The sequence below is a fragment of the Brevibacillus sp. FSL K6-0770 genome (assembly GCF_038000275.1).
In the GTDB taxonomy this organism is placed as follows: Bacteria; Bacillota; Bacilli; order Brevibacillales; family Brevibacillaceae; genus Brevibacillus; species Brevibacillus parabrevis.
This window is the reverse complement of sequence record NZ_JBBOBQ010000001.1, coordinates 5,285,044-5,301,392: the sequence shown is the minus strand read 5'-3', so window position 1 is coordinate 5,301,392 and position 16,349 is coordinate 5,285,044. Positions and strand designations below refer to the sequence as shown.

At 51.1% G+C, this 16,349-nt stretch carries 14 protein-coding genes and 1 other RNA gene; 8 read left to right on the top strand and 7 right to left on the bottom strand.

Translation table 11 applies throughout. From position 1 onward, the window contains the following. Positions 1 to 11: 11 nt before the first annotated feature. Together NST23_RS25160 and NST23_RS25155 are read right to left on the bottom strand one after the other, a co-directional pair. Entirely contained in the window at positions 12 to 1,046 is a 1,035-nt protein-coding gene (locus NST23_RS25160) for a FecCD family ABC transporter permease (RefSeq protein ID WP_122963679.1), read from the bottom strand. Next, positions 1,043 to 2,053: a FecCD family ABC transporter permease gene (locus NST23_RS25155; RefSeq protein WP_173599427.1), complete on the bottom strand. Its 1,011-nt coding sequence runs from the start codon at positions 2,051 to 2,053 to the stop codon at positions 1,043 to 1,045. The genes NST23_RS25160 and NST23_RS25155 overlap by 4 nt, the downstream gene beginning before the upstream one ends. A 207-nt stretch (positions 2,054 to 2,260) precedes the next feature. On the opposite strand from NST23_RS25155, the gene NST23_RS25150 reads away from it, so the two are divergent. Then, positions 2,261 to 3,271: an ABC transporter substrate-binding protein gene (locus NST23_RS25150; RefSeq protein WP_122963681.1), complete on the top strand. Its 1,011-nt coding sequence runs from the start codon at positions 2,261 to 2,263 to the stop codon at positions 3,269 to 3,271. A gap of 63 nt (positions 3,272 to 3,334) precedes the next feature. Here the strand turns inward: NST23_RS25150 and NST23_RS25145 are convergent, their stop codons facing one another. From NST23_RS25145 to NST23_RS25125, 5 genes are all read right to left on the bottom strand, one after another. Next, positions 3,335 to 4,588 carry a YjgB family protein gene (locus NST23_RS25145; protein WP_242774074.1) on the bottom strand — a complete coding sequence of 418 codons (1,254 nt, stop codon included), beginning with the start codon at positions 4,586 to 4,588 and terminating at the stop codon, positions 3,335 to 3,337. Next, entirely contained in the window at positions 4,578 to 5,102 is a 525-nt protein-coding gene (locus NST23_RS25140; RefSeq protein ID WP_122963683.1) for an RNA polymerase sigma factor, read from the bottom strand. Before NST23_RS25140 ends, NST23_RS25145 begins: the two co-directional genes overlap by 11 nt. A gap of 113 nt (positions 5,103 to 5,215) precedes the next feature. Next, positions 5,216 to 5,962, bottom strand: a complete 747-nt coding sequence (locus tag NST23_RS25135; RefSeq protein ID WP_122963684.1) for an ABC transporter permease — start codon at positions 5,960 to 5,962, stop codon at positions 5,216 to 5,218. Then, complete coding sequence (locus tag NST23_RS25130; protein ID WP_173597701.1) at positions 5,959 to 6,726, bottom strand: ABC transporter ATP-binding protein; 768 nt, start codon at positions 6,724 to 6,726, stop codon at positions 5,959 to 5,961. Before NST23_RS25130 ends, NST23_RS25135 begins: the two co-directional genes overlap by 4 nt. Before the next feature lie 75 nt (positions 6,727 to 6,801). Beyond that, positions 6,802 to 7,197, bottom strand: coding sequence for a YqzM family protein (locus NST23_RS25125; RefSeq protein WP_173597700.1), 396 nt, complete (start codon positions 7,195 to 7,197; stop codon positions 6,802 to 6,804). A 294-nt stretch (positions 7,198 to 7,491) separates the two neighbouring features. Here NST23_RS25125 and secG point away from each other — a divergent pair, with 294 nt between their 5' ends. From secG to NST23_RS25090, 7 genes are all read left to right on the top strand, one after another. Further along, complete coding sequence (gene secG / locus NST23_RS25120; RefSeq protein WP_003843341.1) at positions 7,492 to 7,734, top strand: preprotein translocase subunit SecG; 243 nt, start codon at positions 7,492 to 7,494, stop codon at positions 7,732 to 7,734. A gap of 143 nt (positions 7,735 to 7,877) precedes the next feature. Then, the gene (gene rnr / locus NST23_RS25115) at positions 7,878 to 10,382 is read left to right on the top strand and encodes a ribonuclease R (protein WP_217023269.1); all 2,505 of its coding nucleotides are present in this window, start codon (positions 7,878 to 7,880) and stop codon (positions 10,380 to 10,382) included. Positions 10,383 to 10,531: 149 nt separating this feature from the next. Next, complete coding sequence (gene smpB, locus NST23_RS25110; RefSeq protein WP_122963688.1) at positions 10,532 to 11,005, top strand: SsrA-binding protein SmpB; 474 nt, start codon at positions 10,532 to 10,534, stop codon at positions 11,003 to 11,005. 169 nt (positions 11,006 to 11,174) lie between these two features. Then, positions 11,175 to 11,529: a transfer-messenger RNA gene (gene ssrA, locus NST23_RS25105) on the top strand. A gap of 764 nt (positions 11,530 to 12,293) precedes the next feature. Further along, the gene (locus tag NST23_RS25100; protein ID WP_287103073.1) at positions 12,294 to 13,973 is read left to right on the top strand and encodes a PucR family transcriptional regulator; all 1,680 of its coding nucleotides are present in this window, start codon (positions 12,294 to 12,296) and stop codon (positions 13,971 to 13,973) included. Positions 13,974 to 14,183: 210 nt separating this feature from the next. Further along, positions 14,184 to 14,933 carry an aspartate/glutamate racemase family protein gene (locus tag NST23_RS25095; protein WP_287103071.1) on the top strand — a complete coding sequence of 250 codons (750 nt, stop codon included), beginning with the start codon at positions 14,184 to 14,186 and terminating at the stop codon, positions 14,931 to 14,933. Positions 14,934 to 14,976: 43 nt separating this feature from the next. Further along, positions 14,977 to 16,317, top strand: a complete 1,341-nt coding sequence (locus tag NST23_RS25090) for an MFS transporter (protein WP_122963696.1) — start codon at positions 14,977 to 14,979, stop codon at positions 16,315 to 16,317. The last annotated feature ends 32 nt before the right edge of the window (positions 16,318 to 16,349 follow it).

Sequence of the window (16,349 nt, the reverse complement as noted above, 5' to 3'; positions counted from 1 at the left end):
GACTCCTTTCGCTAACGATTTCGATTTTTGTACAGCAAATAGATGAAGAACGGAGCGCCAATCGCAGAAGTGAAAACCCCGACAGGCACTTCGATTGGAGAAAAAGCCATGCGGGCGATCAGATCGGCAATCAGCACAATCACGGCGCCCAGGAATGCCGACAGAGGCAGGGCACCGCCAAAGGACGGCCCGATTAGCTGCTTGGCGATATGCGGCGCGAGCAAAGCGACGAAGCTGATGTCTCCGCCTACAGAAACGGCTGTTCCGGTCAAAGCTGCACAAATCATGAGCAGCAGGAACCGATCCCATTGGAGCGAGCTTCCCAGGCTTGTCGCCACGTCATCCCCGAGCTGCTGGATATTGACCCGTCGTGCCAGGACAGCCGCAACGACGATCAGGATGACGACCCATGGCAGGATCATGAACACATCGTTCCAGTCTACCCCGTAGATGCTTCCGGTCAACCAGAGCAAGGCTTTGTTTTGCAGCAAAAACGGACTGAACATGATCAGGATCGTGACGAACGCGCCCGCAGCAATCTTGATTCCGACACCGATCATGACGAGGCGCATCGGCGTGACGCCTTTTTTCCAGGACAACGCGTATAAAAGAAACGTGGTCAGCAAGGCGCCGAGAAAAGCGGTAGGCGGCAGCCATTTGATGCTGACAGTATCGAAGACGAGCAAAAAGGCTACAGCCGCAACAGAAGCCCCTCCGGCTACGCCGAGAACGTCAGGTGAAGCGAGCGGGTTGCGGATAATTCCTTGCATGATCGCCCCGGCCGAAGCCAAGGCAGCACCGACCAGAATCGCAGTCAGGATGCGGGGCAGGCGAAATTGCTGGACGATCAGAGCATTTTCATCAGAACCGATGCCGAGAAGGACTTTGACGACATCGAGTGGCGCAATTTTCATCTCGCCCATGCCGAGACTGATCACCGTGACAGCGAGTGCAACCAGCAAAGCGATGCCGGAAAAAAGAACGGTTTTTTTATGCAGCTGAAAAGACAGACGTTTGCCAAACCGCAGAGAGAGGTATGGTTTCATTCCTTATCCAGCCCCTTTCGTGCGACATAGATGAAGAACGGCACACCGATCAGGGCTGTCATGACACCGATAGGAACCTCGGCTGGCATGGCGATAAAGCGCGCGCCGATATCGGCGAGCAGCAACAGGATCGAGCCGAGCAGGCCGCTGTACAGAAGCACCCAGTGTGTTTCGATTCCAACGAGATAGCGAGCCAGATGCGGCGTGACGAGCCCGACAAAGCCGATCGGCCCTGCAACCGCAACGGCGCAGCCGGAAAGCAGAACGATGACCACACCTGTCGACAGCTTGACTAGCAGTGTGCGCTGCCCAAGCCCTTTTGCCACATCATCACCCATGAGCAGCGTCTGAATCGGACGGGCCAACAGGAAGGCGGCAATCCAGGCAAAGACCATATAAGGAAAGACGGTTGCCAAATACTCCAGCTTTCTTCCCCCGACAGAGCCAGCCAACCAGAAAAGCACCTCGTCGGCAGCTTTTTCATTCAAGACCATCATGGCGTGACGAATCGAAGCGGCCAAAGCCGTAATCGCCGCACCCGCAAGCACCAGCTTGACAGGCGTAAGGCCGTCTCTGCCAAACGAGCCAAGCAAGTAGACGACAAATCCGGCGACCGCCGCCCCCAGAAAGGCAATCCAGGTAAACTCCGTCAGCGAACTGATCCCGACAAAGGTAACGGCAAAAACGACAAAGAGAGAAGCGCCTGCGTTCAGTCCGAATAACTCGACATCTGCAACAGGGTTTCTCGTTAACGATTGAAGCAGGGTCCCGGCCAGGCCGAGACAAAAGCCTACCGTCAGCGCGTTCAGCACGCGGGGAACCCGAACTTCTTTAATGACAATATGTTCGTTCGAACCGTTGAAATGGGTGTAGGCGTCGATTGCGTTTTGCCAGCTGGTGTCAATAACGCCAAAAACGAGGCTGGCATAGCTGAGGTAAAGCAAGAGCAGAATGGCGATAACCACTCCCAGAATTTTCCGAATGTTACTTGCGAGTAAACAATTCATGAGGGCTACATCCTTATCTATTTCTTGTTGTTCTGTTTTGTTAACGATTCCGCCACAATGCTAAGTTTAGAGCCAGCTCGGATATGTGTCAATGATGCTGATAGTCATTATCATTTTATGCTTGACTGTGGCCATGCATAAAGGTAGGATAGTCAATGTCTTTGACTCACATTTTCCATAGACAAAAATCAAGGGGGTCCTCACATCATGTTTTCTCGTACATATCGGACCGCAGGCGGTAAAGCGTTCTTCGCCGTTTTGATGGCGCTGTTGCTGATCGTCACAGGTTGTGGCACACCGCAAGCAACAGAGCAAAAACCGGCAGAACAGAAGCCTGCTGACCAAGCTACAGGCAACTCCAACGGTTCCGGCCAATCTTATACAGTAAAACACGCGATGGGCGAAACCACAATCAAAGGTACTCCGGAACGCGTCGTTATGCTGACCAACCAAGGTACTGAAACATTGATGGCGCTTGGCGTAAAGCCAGTAGGTGCAGTTGGTTCGACTATTGACCCGACTCAATTTTACGACTTTACCAAATCTTTCCTCGAAGGAACGAAGTCGGTTGGTACGGAAAGCCAGCCAAACCTGGAAGCAATCGCTGCGCTGAAGCCAGACTTGATTCTCGGTATGAAGTTCCGTCATGAGAAAATTTACCAACAACTGTCCGCTATCGCACCAACTGTATTCGTAGAAGAACCGCGCGGCGACTGGAAAGCAAACTTCAACTTGTACGCAGAAGCGGTAAACAAAAAAGCGGAAGGCGAGAAAGTCATCGCTGACTGGAACAAACGCGTAGCAGACTTCAAGGAAAAAGCGGGCGACAAGCTGAAAACGCAAATTTCCGTCGTACGTTTCATGCCTGGTAAAGTGCGTATTTACTACAAAGACACTTTCACTGGCTCCATTTTCAAAGACTTGGGCCTGGCTCGTCCAGCATCCCAGGACAAAGAAGAGTTCGCAGCAGAAGTAACCAAAGAGCGCATTCCGGAAATGGACGGCGACATCATGTTCTACTTCACGTATGAGCCAGGCAAAGGAGAAGCGTCCAAGCTGGAGCAAGAATGGACGAACGATCCGCTCTGGAAAAACCTGAATGTCGTAAAAGCTGGCAAAGCGTTCAAAGTGGATGATACGATCTGGAACACTTCCGGCGGCGTAATCGCGGCTAACAAAGTGCTGGATGAGCTGGAAGGCTACATCATCGGCAAATAAGCTGGAAAGCAAAAAGACGGGGGCGGGTGCCCTCGTCTTTTTTTGCGTACAAAATGGTGCTGATCAGCCTGCCATGTTGTTGATCGTGCCGCGCGGATAGTAAATGTTGACGTGATCGATGTAGAGTTTCTCCGGCTTGCCGCCCGTTCCGCTAAAGATGATTTTCAACTCGTAGTCAGGCGTAACTTTGTACGTGTAGATGGTTTCACCTGCTGCGGTCGTGGCACTGTTCGGCTTGCCCAACGTTTGCAGAACTTCCGCTTGGCTGATTGCTTGCAGGCGTGCATCGTAGGAGCGAATATCCACGACTTGCATGCCTTTGTTGAAGGCGAAGACCAATCCTTTGTCCATGTAGGTATTGTAGGTAATTCCATTGAAGGTCGCGACGATATCTGGTTTGCCGATCTGTTTTTCGATGTCATCAAATAAGTCTTTTTCGACGCGATATTCGCTGCCGAAAGTTTGCCCGTTTTTGGCCAGATCGCGGATGCTTTGCAAAATATCGGCATTGCTTCCGTACAGCATCAGGTTTTTGTTGCCTTGCGGGTAGTAGACGTTGTAGCGAACCAGGACGAGATCCTTGGCACTGGCGGTTTTCTTGCCTTGGAAGATAAACTTGATTTGGTATTTGTCTGTTACGTCGTATGTGTAAATCGTTTTACCGGCGAACTCGGAAATACGGCCGGGTTTTCCCATCGCCTTTTCCACCATGTCCGCATTGAGTTTCGCCAAGCGGGGATCGTTCGTGCGGATATCGACCACCTGCATGCCTTTGTTGTAGCCGAACACGACACCGCGTTTGGCATAGGTGGAGTAGGTCAGGCCGTTTGCCTGATCGGTATGATCCGGCTTGCCCCAATCTTTTTCGACTTGATCAAAAACAGTCTGCTCCACGCTGTAAGGAACCTCAATCACTTTGCCTTTTTCGGCGTCTTTGCGGATGAGCGGCAGCAATTGCTCCGATTGCGGCTGAACAGGCGCAGGGGTTACGGCATTTCCTTTTCCAGCCGCTGGGCCAGGGGAAGCAGAAGTCGAGCCGGGCGTGTTGCTTGTGATTGATTCCGGCATGGTGCTTTGCTGGTTGTTGCTGATGAGGGTCGCTCCCATCCAGATCGTGGCCGCCAGAACAGAGCATACGGCCAAGCCTTTACCCAGAGCAGAGAAGCGGCCGGGGGAAGCGGCTGTTCGTTTAGGCAAGGAATGAGTGTCAGTCGAGCGGATCGTGGAGATGATTTCCTGTTTTTTATCCTGGTTCATTTTCATGTCAGGTAGTCCTTTCATGTCGTTTAGAAGCTGGTCGTCTGTTTTAGATGGCATCGCCTACCATCTCCTTTCTGTCTTGCATCAAATGCTCTTTTACCGCCTTCATGGCCCGGTGCATGGTCACGTTTACTTTGTTTTCCGACCAGTCGAGAATTTCGGCCGTTTCTTTGGGAGATAACCCCTTTATCCCGCGCAGGATCAATACTTCGCGATAAGCGGGCTTCATTTTTCTGACGGCTTGGTACAGGGCTTGCTGTTCGGCGTGCAGATGCAAAATTTCCTCCGGCGTTTTTGCTTCCGATTGAACCCCGGCAAGCCATTTGTCCGGCAGCCAGTTGCGCAGCCGATTTTTGCGGGCAAAGTCGATCGCTGTATGTCTGGCGATGGTGAGCAGCCATGTTTTCGGTTGCGATCGGCCTTCGAATGACTCCAGTGACCGCAGCGCCTTGAGGAACACATCCTGGACAAGATCCTCCACGTCCTTGTTTCCGGTGTAGTAGACGAGGAACTTGTAGATGTCGTCGCTATAGCGCAGAAACCATTGCTCGATGATGCTGTTTTTGTCCATAGCTGAACCACCTTTTATGCTTTCTACTTGTAATTTGACGACCAAGGCGTGCTTTCATTACAAAAGACGAAAAAAACTGCCGGAAACATGACCGACAGTTTTTGGAAAGAACGTTATGAGTGCAACATGGAATCGCGTGTAAACCAGAGCCGATAGCTCAGCATGCTGATCAGAACGGCGGAGACAGCAGCAGACGAGCTGAAGCTGAGCATGATGAGAATCTGGTAACGAACAGCTTCGATAGGACTGGCGCCAGCAATAATCATCCCCGTCATCATGCCGGGCAACTGGACAAGCCCAATCGTTTTCATCGTATCAAAAGTAGGGATCATGCTTGCTTTCACGGCGCGCTTGAGGACGATTTGCACCGCTTGCCGGGTAGTCGCTCCCAGGCACAAAAGCGCCTCGATCTCGCCGCGCGAGGTTTCCACTTCCCTGTTCATATGGGTAAGAAACAGGCTGCAAACGATCATGGAGCTGCCGATAATCATGCCGCTCATCGGAATCAGGTACTGAGGTGTCGGCGAAACCAGTCCGAGCGTCACCAACAGCCCCATGGTGACCAGCTCCGTGAGCGCAAGCGAAAGAGCGATGCGCCCAAAAATGCCGCGCAGCTTTTTCGCTTTGCTCGCCGCGTTCCAGGAGGCGACGGCAATCATCATGGCGATGAGCAGCAAAATGAACAGGATGCTGTCCGAATGAAAGACGAAATGCAACACGTAGCCAATCGCCAAAAGTTGCAGCGTCGAGCGGATCGTGCCGACGGCAATTTCCTTTTCCAGCCCAAGCCGCTGCCACAAGGAGAGGAGGAGGGCAATCAGTACGAAGGCAAATGCGATCCAGATCGATGTATACGTCATATATGGTGTACCTCTTTCGCGCCTGGATGAGCTTGTGCTAGTGATGTCTGCAAAAAGTCCCGCGCCTGTTCGGTGGGCGGCGCCTGAAAAAACGCGTGGCTGGGCATGTCTGCCTGCAGCTGATGATCTGCCATGAACCAGATGCGTTCGCAGTTGTTTTTCGCCTCTTCCAGATCGTGCGTGACCCAGAGGATGGTCGTGCCTGTTTGTTTGTGCAAATCGACGAGCAATTGCTCGGTTGCCAGTTTGCTTCTCGTATCCAGCGAGGCTGTGACTTCATCCAATAGCAGAACAGCCGGACGCAGGAGCAGTGTCCGCACGAGGGCTACACGCTGTTTTTCGCCGCCAGACAGTTGCTGCGCTGGCTTCGACCATTCGACCTGTTCCAGATGAAGCTGTTCAAACAGGGCGCGGGCGAGCTGTTGGTCAAAAGGGCGCTGGTGCAGCATGCTTGCGGTTCGCAAATTGTCTTCTACCGTACCGGGCAGCATGGTCGCCTGCTGGGCGACGTAGCTCATTTTCATTCGCCACAAGGCGCTCGGCCATTGCTCCATTGCTTTTTGCTCCATTCGGACGGTTCCGTGATCGGGAGCCAACAGTCGGCCTAAAATGCGGAGCAGCGTGCTTTTGCCCTGACCGGATTTTCCGAGGATTCCAATAATAGCAGGTTCTGAGATGGTTGCGTTCAAGTCGCGAAAAAGCCAGGAATCGGCAGAAGCGAAAACTTTTTTGCCCAACGATTCAATCTCCATGACGGTGCTCATGCAAATCCCCCCATCAACGGCAAAACACCGAAGAGGACGAGTCTTCGGTGTTTCTCCTTACGGCTATCTATGTACTTATTTGTGCTCCGACAGCCATTGTGCAACCGCTTGAATTTCTGGTTGCTTTTTCAGCATTCCTGGAGGCATGCCGCCTTTACCTTCTTTGATAATTTTGGCGATGTCTTCAGCGCTGTAAGTTGCCCCGACTTTGGTCAGGTTTGGACCTGCGATTCCTTCAAGGTTTTGCCCGTGACAGGAAGCACAGTTTTGTTTGAAAATAGCTGCAGCGTCAATGTTGGCAGTAGGTGCGCCGCCACCTTGAGCTTCTTCCCCATGTTTTGGCGGGAAAATAATCGATCCTACGAGTGCAATGAGAAAAACTAGAAACAAGATACCAAACGAAGTGAAAAAGGCCTTCGCGGAATCAATTACGTCGTTTTGATTCATGTCTTTTTTGTTGGACCCAGCCATTTGACAAAGACCTCCCGATGCAAATAATAAAGGTTCAACTGCAATTTTACGGCAAAATCTTGACAGTTGCAAGGCGACTGCCAAACAGACAAAGAAAGTACACAATTTGCCAATTTTGTGTAAACAATCTTTCACTATCTCTATCTATTGTGCCTAAAAAGTCGGAGATTATTTTGCGGATGATTGCTCCACATATAATGGAAAGGATAGCGGGTTGCTGTAACCAGACAAGTATGATAAAGTGGTTATATTGGTTTTTTACCGCCTTGGAAATCCGTTTTGAGGTGAATGTAGATGGCATTGGCTGCGAAAATTTTACTTGTGATCGCAAGTATTGGCTTAATTATCGTCGTGTTGCTGCAATCTGGAAAGAGTGCCGGCCTTTCGGGAGCGATTGGTGGCGGTGCAGAGCAACTGATGGGCAAACAAAAAGCCCGTGGGATTGACGCACTTTTAGGGAAACTGACCGTTGTATTTGCGGTTGCTTTCATGATTTTTGCGATTTTGCTCGGGTATTTCTTGAAAACAGGAGCGTAATAGACGAATAGCCGAAAGACAGCGAGTGCGACTTGCTGTCTTTTTCGCTATTCCGATTGCGATGTGGATGAACGGTGAATACTACATAGTAATGGAGAAATGGAACAGCGCGGTAGAGCCACGCGAAAAAAGGAGGTTTGTGAATGACAGATCAAGAAAAAATACTCGCGTTCATGCGCGAGCAGGCCTATCACCCGATGACAGTGAAGGAACTGGAGGAAGCGTTTGAAATCAAGGACTCAGCTTCCTTCAAGGAACTGGTGAAGACGCTGAACGCACTGGAAGCCGGCGGAGAGATTATCCGCACTCGTGCGAATCGATATGGTGTACCTGAAAAAATGAATTTGGTGCGCGGACGTCTGCAAAGCCATCCAAAAGGCTTTGGGTTTATCATCCCGGAAACACCTGACATGGAAGATGTATACGTACACGCCAACGACATGAACGGAGCGATTCACGGTGATACCGTGCTGGTTCGTGTGGAAAAGGAAGCGGGCGGCAATCGCCTGGAAGGACGGATCGTTCGCGTCGTCGAGCGGGGAATGACCCAAGTTGTCGGGACGTTCAAGGACGAGACGTACTACGCGTTTGTCATCCCGGATGAAAAGCGGATTGGCAAAGACATTTTCATCCCGAAAACGGCGTACAACGGAGCGGTAGACGGCCACAAAGTAGTCGTCAATATCGTCCGCTACCCGGAAGGACGGGTGAATCCAGAAGGAGAAATCGTCGAGATTCTGGGGCACAAAAACGACCCGGGAGTCGATATCCTGTCGATTATCCGCAAGTTCAATCTGCCGGAAGCGTTCCCGGATGAGGTGCTGGCAGAAGCAGAGGCTTCGCCGGACGAAATTTCCGAAGACGAAATCAAGGAACGCCGCGATCTCCGCGACCGGATGATGGTCACAATCGACGGAGCGGACGCGAAGGATTTGGACGACGCCGTGTCGCTTGAAGTGTTGCCGAACGGAAATGTAAGGCTTGGCGTGCATATTGCCGACGTCAGCTACTACGTCCGTGAAAAGTCTGCGCTGGACAATGAAGCGTATCGCCGGGGTACGAGCGTCTATTTGGTCGACCGTGTCATCCCGATGCTGCCGCACCGCTTGTCGAACGGGATATGCAGCTTGAATCCAAAAGTGGATCGGCTGACGATCTCCTGCGATATGGAGATGGACCAAAATGCGCAGCTGGTGAAGTACGATATTTTCCTCAGCGTTATCCGTACCAACGAGCGCATGACGTACGCCGATGTGCGCAGCATCCTGGAAGACAAGGACGAAGCTTTGCTTGAGAAGTATAGCGAGCTTGTCCCGATGTTCGAGGAAATGAAGAAGCTGGCACTGAAGCTGCGCTCCAAACGGATGCAGCGCGGAGCCATCGACTTCGACTTCCGCGAAGCGAAAATTTTTGTCAACGAAGAAGGCACACCGACAGAGATCGGCTTCCGCACGCGCTCGATTGCCGAGCAGATTATTGAAGAATTTATGCTGGCAGCCAACGAGACAGTGGCAGAGCATTTCCACTGGATGAAGCAGCCGTTCATGTACCGCATTCACGAAGACCCGAACGCGGAGAAGCTCATGTCTTTCATGGAGTTTATCACGAACTTCGGCTATTCGATCCGGGGAAAAGGCAACTCTGTGCATCCTCGTGCGCTGCAACAGCTCTTGGAGGAAGTCAAAGGCACGCCGGAAGAAATCATCATCAGCACGGTCATGCTGCGCTCCATGAAGCAAGCGCGCTACGACGCGGAAAGCCTCGGTCACTACGGGCTGTCCACCGAGTTTTACACGCATTTTACATCGCCGATTCGCCGCTACCCGGACCTGATTGTCCATCGCCGCATTCGGGATTGGATCGAGCAGGGCAACAACCTGTCAGAGAAGCGTTTGGCGTATTGGGCGGAGCAAATGCCGGTTATCGCCGAGCACGCTTCCCAGCGCGAGCGACTGGCTGTGGACGCCGAGCGTGAGACGGACGACCTGAAAAAAGCGGAGTTCATGAAAGAGCACATCGGAGAAGAATTTGAAGGCGTCATCTCCAGTGTTACCTCGTTCGGAATTTTCGTGGAGCTGCCCAATACGATCGAGGGGCTGGTGCACATCAGCTTCCTGACCGACGATTACTATCACTACCATGAGAAGATGTATGCGCTGGTAGGGGAGCGGACTGGCAAGCAGTACCGCATCGGGGATGTTGTGCAGGTTCGCGTGGCGAGTGTCAACGTGGATGAACGCACCATCGATTTTGAAATCGTCGGCATGACCAAAGCGGCAGGTTTCCGCGGCAGCCGCGAACGTACACCGCGCGTCATCGACGGACGCGGAGGAGAGCGCAAGCCGACTCGCGGCAAGCAGGATCGTTCCCGCGGAGGTCGTCCAGAACGTCCAGATCGCCAAAAGGACAAAAAGCACCCGGCTGAAATCCGGCAAAAATACAAGGATCGCCGCAGAAGCGAAGGAACAAAAGCTTCTCGTCCACCAGCTTCCGGATCAGCAGGTGCCAAGGAAGAGGTACTGCCAATCGGGATAGGCGGAGAAGAAAATCAATCACAGAACCAGAAAGGCTTCTGGGAAGATTTTGTCCGCTCCAAAAAGAAAAACCGCAAGAATGTAGCCAGCCAGGTCAAACGGAAGCGCCGTTAAACGATTGTATAAGAGCCAAGGGGGCTTGATTTGAGTGCCAATCGGCCAGGAAAGCCCCCGAAGCTTCCGGGAAAATCGCTTGCCACCATCGGCAAAATTTGCTAGACTAACTGTTACGATACGCAGTACGTACGAGTGAGGTGATCTCCATGTCAAAAGATAAAACCGGAACCAAGACAGTCGCCCAAAACCGAAAAGCACGCCACGATTACCACATCGAGCAAGTATTCGAAGCAGGCATTGCCCTGACCGGAACGGAGATCAAGGCCGTGCGTGCAGCGCGCGTCCAGCTCAAAGACAGCTTTGCCCGCGTGCAAAATGGCGAATTGCTGCTGTACAACGTGCACATCAGCCCGTACGAGCAGGGCAACCGTTTCAACCATGAACCGGAGCGCACCCGCAAGCTGCTGATGAGACGGCTGGAAATCCTCAAGTTGAACGGTCTGATCCGCGAAAGAGGCTACTCGCTGGTTCCGCTGAGCATTTATTTGAAAGGCGGCTGGGCCAAAGTCGAGCTTGCTCTCGTCAAAGGGAAAAAGAACTACGACAAGCGCGAAGACCTCAAGAAAAAGGACGCAGCCCGCGAAGTCGAGCGCGCCTTGCGCGACCGCCAAAAGGCATAATGGATGGCTATGGCAAGCCTGGCAGCAATCAACGTTGAGTTTCCGCCATCGCTTGTGCTATAGTAGTGGAACAACAGCAAGCGGTACAAGCTTGCATGGACTGACTTGTAAACACAGTCTGGATGTCGATAATGGCTCGTCATCTGGACTTTTTCTCACCTTATACCTCGGGGGCGTTCTGGATTCGACGGGGATGGTAGAGCATGAGAAGCGAGCCGGGGGGTTGCGGACCTCGTCACCAACGCAAACGCCATTAACTGGCAACAAACAACTTTCTCTCGCTGCTTAATAACCAGTGAGGCGCTACCATTCCATCGCCCATGTGGCATGACTAGCGCTCAACTTTAGTGGGATACGCCGGAGGCTTCCGCCTGGAGCCGAAGGAAGAAGATCAATCAGGCTAGGTAACGGGTCAGCGCGTCACTCCGCGAATCCGTCGCCGAAATTTAAATGAGTGACTGCGCTCGGAGATGCTCATGTATCGCTGTTTTCGGACGGGGGTTCGAATCCCCCCGCCTCCACCTACATAAAAAAAGCCACCTGCAGAGGTGGCTTTTTTGCGTTGACAGCGAAGTCTCGTTATGCATGAACTGACTCAATTTTCAGTCATCACAGCGATACTGAAATGCGGGTCCTGTCTGTATAAAGTACCCGCTTCTAACTTGTCCGGCCCAGTTTTTCAGAGCGGATTTCCACTGGGGACTTTTTAAAAAATCATCTACCAATACAGAACCAGAAACAACCAAACGATGGGAGTAAATGGAGCGAGCTGACCAGCCCCTCCCCAAATGCCGCCTGCCGGAAACCCGTCCTCAATCACAAGTAGCAATGGTAAACCGTATTGATAAGCCATTGCAGGTTCAATTTGCAAAAAAGGCGAGTACGGTTCTCCCTGCTGTGTTGCCCTCGTTGGTCGTAGAAGGACAGAAGCCATTCCATAACTCGAGTTAATCATCGTACGGATGTTTTCCAGTGTAGTATTCGGATATTCATCCAGAAACCCAAGCGAAATGCCCAGACTGCCCAAGGCACTGCCACTACCACTACCAAAAGTCAATCCAAATACAAAATGGTATAATAAATGCGACTATTCGCAATTAAGACTTTCCCGACCAGACTTACAAATACATGAACGAAGCCAAACAAAAATGAACGAGCTAGAAAAAACAATAATATCCGCAACTCTCTCTTACGAACCAGTATGATCTTGTAAAGCTCGTCTAATCAACGAATCAGGAAACGTGTCTTATCTACTTCCAGGAAGGTTAGGCCGAGAGGAGGATCGAAAATGGGGATTACGGTGCAGGAGATGCTGCGGTTGGACGCGCTGCAAAGTTTACGTGTTATCGCCGGTTTCGATGGTTTGGACAGGATCATCAATCAGGTAAATGTTTTGGAAATGCCCATAACCGAAGTGGAGCATTTGGTTTTGGGAGGCGAGCTTGTGCTGACCACCTTTCACAGCTTGAAAGATGATCTGGAGGCGCAAGTGAATACGATTAAAAAGCTTGCTGAAAACGGGGCAGCAGCTCTGGGGATTCATCCGATGATTGCTGACAAGATCATGCAGAAGGCGATCGTGGAGGCAGCGAATATTTCCGGCCTTCCTGTCATTTTGTTGCCTCCTGCGATGCCTTATGCTACGGTTTTTTCTGCCGTGTTAGGGACGATCCTGAATCGGCAATCACAGTTGTTGAAACAATCGGAAGAGATTAACCGGGAGATGACCCGCGTCATACTGCATGGCGGCGATGTGAATGCGATTGCCAAGACGCTGACCGGATTAATCAAGCAGCCAGTCATGATTACCGACGATATGTTCGAAATTTTGGCTTTAGGGTCAAAAGAAGCGGAAGAACATTCGTTTTTAAAAAAGTGTTTGCTTATGACAGAAATGTCGGAGCGGATTCAGTTTGATAAAGCTGGAAACTGGACCCACGATTCTGCGCTGGAGATGGCGTTTCACTCCAGCTTGTTTGAGATAGAGGGGCGGTCTGTACGGCTGATCGTTATGCCTGCCGGAGTGATAAGCGATCCTCTGGGGTACATTTTTACCTTAGAGATGGGGGCTTTCTTACAAGAGCTTGATTTCATTGCCATCTCGCACGCTTCTACTGCGGTCGCTCTGGAGATTGCCAAGCAGCGGGCGATTACCGAGGCGAAAAGACGCATGCGAAGCGACTTTTTGACGGAAATGTTCGAAGGGAAATATGTTAGAGAAGAGGATTTGTACGAGAGGGCGAGAGCGGTCGGACTTAACCTGGTGAAAAAACATATGGTGCTGGTCATGCGTTTTGACTTCAGCGATGGGCTTGAAAAAGAGATGGGGAAACTGGAAAGCCGCATTCACGCGGCGGTCCGGTCAACGATCAATCAGCATGCTCCCAAATGCAATTTTGTGGTAAAGGGGGACATGTTGGTCATTTTCATTCATTTTGACAGGCAATTTGACAAGCAACATTCGCAACAGGAAGCGAAAAATCTTGCGGTCCTGTTAAAAGAGGCTATCGAAGCGGGAAGCGGCAAAGCCCGCGTATCTGCCGGAATCGGCGGTTTTTATCCGTCGCCGTTGAACTTGGACCAAAGCTACAGGGAAGCGCTGCAAGCCCTTGAGCTCGGCTGCAAAATGTTTGGGACGGGCAGTATTACAGCAGTGAATGAGCTGGGGGTATTCGGGATTCTGGGGGAACTATCCGGCAAGTTGTTAGACCAGTTTACAGCGGGGCTTCTCGATCAGCTCTATCAATATGATGCCAAAAATCAAACGGATCTGGTAAAGACGGTAGAAGCGTATCTGGATGAAAAGGAAATCTTTACAGATGTCGCAAAGCGGTTGTTCGTACATCCCAATACGGTCAAATACCGGATTGAAAAAGTGAAGGAGATTCTCGGGTTTGATCCTTTTAAAAAGCCTGAGGAAAGATTGAATTTCCATCTGGCGCTGAAGGCCAGGAAGCTATTGCCATAATAGAAGCGCGAAGCAGCTCGGTTTGTCTGTGATAGACAAAGATACAGGCTGTTTTTTGTTTGTTTTAAATATTAAGATTATTATTTTTGTGTGAAATAATGTGAACAGAAACAAGCAGTATGATTGAAAGCTATGCAGGATAGGGGGCTGTGGGCTGCATGATGGACACACAAGATTGGGAAAAACCAAAACCGATGAGGGGGCATTCGCATGGAGAAAAGAATTTTGTGGATCAATCCGGTCACTACTGATTTGTTCAACACCATTTTCAAGAGCGAGTTTGACAGGATCAAGCAGGCGGGGACGATTGTGGATGTGGTTTCCTTGACCCCGGGTCCTGGACCGACTCATCTGGAGTACAACTGCTACGAAGTGATGCTGATGCCGGAAATCCTCCGCGTGATTAAAAAAGCCGAAGAAGACGGCTACGATGCGGCAATTATCGGCTGCTTCTACGATCCTGTCTTGAGGGCGGCCCGAGAGATTTCGAAAAAAATGGTCGTCACGGCTCCGGCAGAAGCCAGCTTGCATATTGCGTCGACATTGGGCGAGAGTATCTCGATCATTGTCGGGCGGCGCAAGTGGATACCGGAGATGAGAGAGAACGTCCATAAATATGGCTTTGCCGACAAATTGGCTTCTTTCAAGTCACTCGATATGGGCGTGCACGATTTTCAGAAAGATCATCAGGTGACGATGCAGCGGATGCGTGAGGCGGCGCGAGAGGCTGTCGAGAAGGATGGAGCCAATGTGCTTGTGCTGGGATGCACGATTGAATTTGGCTTTTATCGGGAAATTCAGGAGGAGCTGGGGGTTCCGGTTATTGACGCAAGCCTTGCACCTTTTAAATACGCCGAATTTTTGATAGAGCTCAACCAAAAATTCGGTTGGAGCCACAGCAAGCTGGATGGCTACCAGTCGCCGCCTGATGAAGAAGTGGCCTGCTGGAAGCTGTTTTAAAAACAAAGTTAGCGGCTGTGAGAAGAGATAAGGGGGGCCATTTATGAGAGCAGAAAGCGGAGTGGAGGTACTGCAAAAGCGATCAGTACCCGTTGGGGCGCTGTTTGAAAACATGCCGGTTACCAGTCAGCATTGGCAAGCGGGATTGGTGCTTTTTTTCTCCTTTGTGATTGAATCGTGGGAAATGATGATTGTCATTCTGGCAAGCGCTTCAATTGGCGGCGAGTTTCAACTGGACGGCACTCAAATCGGATCGCTTATCGGCTCCATTTATCTCGGGATGATCCCGGGATGCCTGCTATGGGGAAAGCTCGTTGATAAAATCGGCCGCAAGCAATCAATGATTATCAGTTTTGGCCTCTATGGAATCATTTCGCTTATTAGTGCATTCTCACTCACCTACGAAATGCTGTGGTGGACCCGCTTCTTGTCCGGTGTGGCGCTCTCTGGGGTTTTGGTGGCAACGTTCCCCTACTTCGAGGAGCTGCTCCCCATGAAGGTGCGTGGGAAGGCTGCGGTGTATCTGGCTTCTGGATGGCCAGTAGGCTATTTGCTTGCCATTGGCACGACCTACCTCTTTATGGAGCTGGGCTGGCGCTGGATTATTGGCGTCAGTTCGCTTGCCGGTTTGTGGTTTCTGGCAATCGCTGCGTTTGTACCTGAGTCGCCGTACTGGTTGGCCGGAAAAGGGCGCCATTCGGAGGCGAAGGAGGTTATTGACAAACTTTCCAAAGGCACGATGCAAAAAGAGATCAACAGCGTCGAGCTTGCTGTGGAGAATGTGAAAACAGGTTCTTTCCTGGAGATTTTTAGCGGGCAATTCCGGCGTTCGACAATTTTGCAGCTCGTCATCAACTTTAGTTTTTCCTGGGGATATTGGGGACTGTCCTCCTGGATGCCGGCACTTTTGGCGAAAAAAGGATTGAGTGCGCCGGAAGGAATGGGCTTTATGGCTATATCCGCCCTCTTCATGTTTCCCGGTTACATGGTTTCCTCGTATTTGACGGGCAAATATGGGCGCAAAAAAGTAATGGCGCTGTTCGTCTTTTTTGCAGCGATCAGCGGGTTTGGATTTGCCAACGCAAATACTTTGCAGGAAATGTACATCTGGAATTTTGCCCTTTCGTTCTTCAGCTTGGGGGCGTGGGGAGTATGGGATACATGGATGGCTGAGCTGTATCCGACAGAGGTCCGCGGTGTCAGCTATTCTGTAGGGATGACCGGCCAGCGTGTAGCCAACGCGATTGCACCAAGTGTAATCGGAGCCATGCTGGCGATCAACAGCAGCTTTTTGACTACGGTTTCCTTTATCTCCGCTTTTCTTGTCGTTACATTTGTGGCTTCGCTTTTCCTGAAGGAAACGGAAGGCGAGATTTTGCATTAATGCTGTAACATTCCATTACTCCTAGAAGGGTG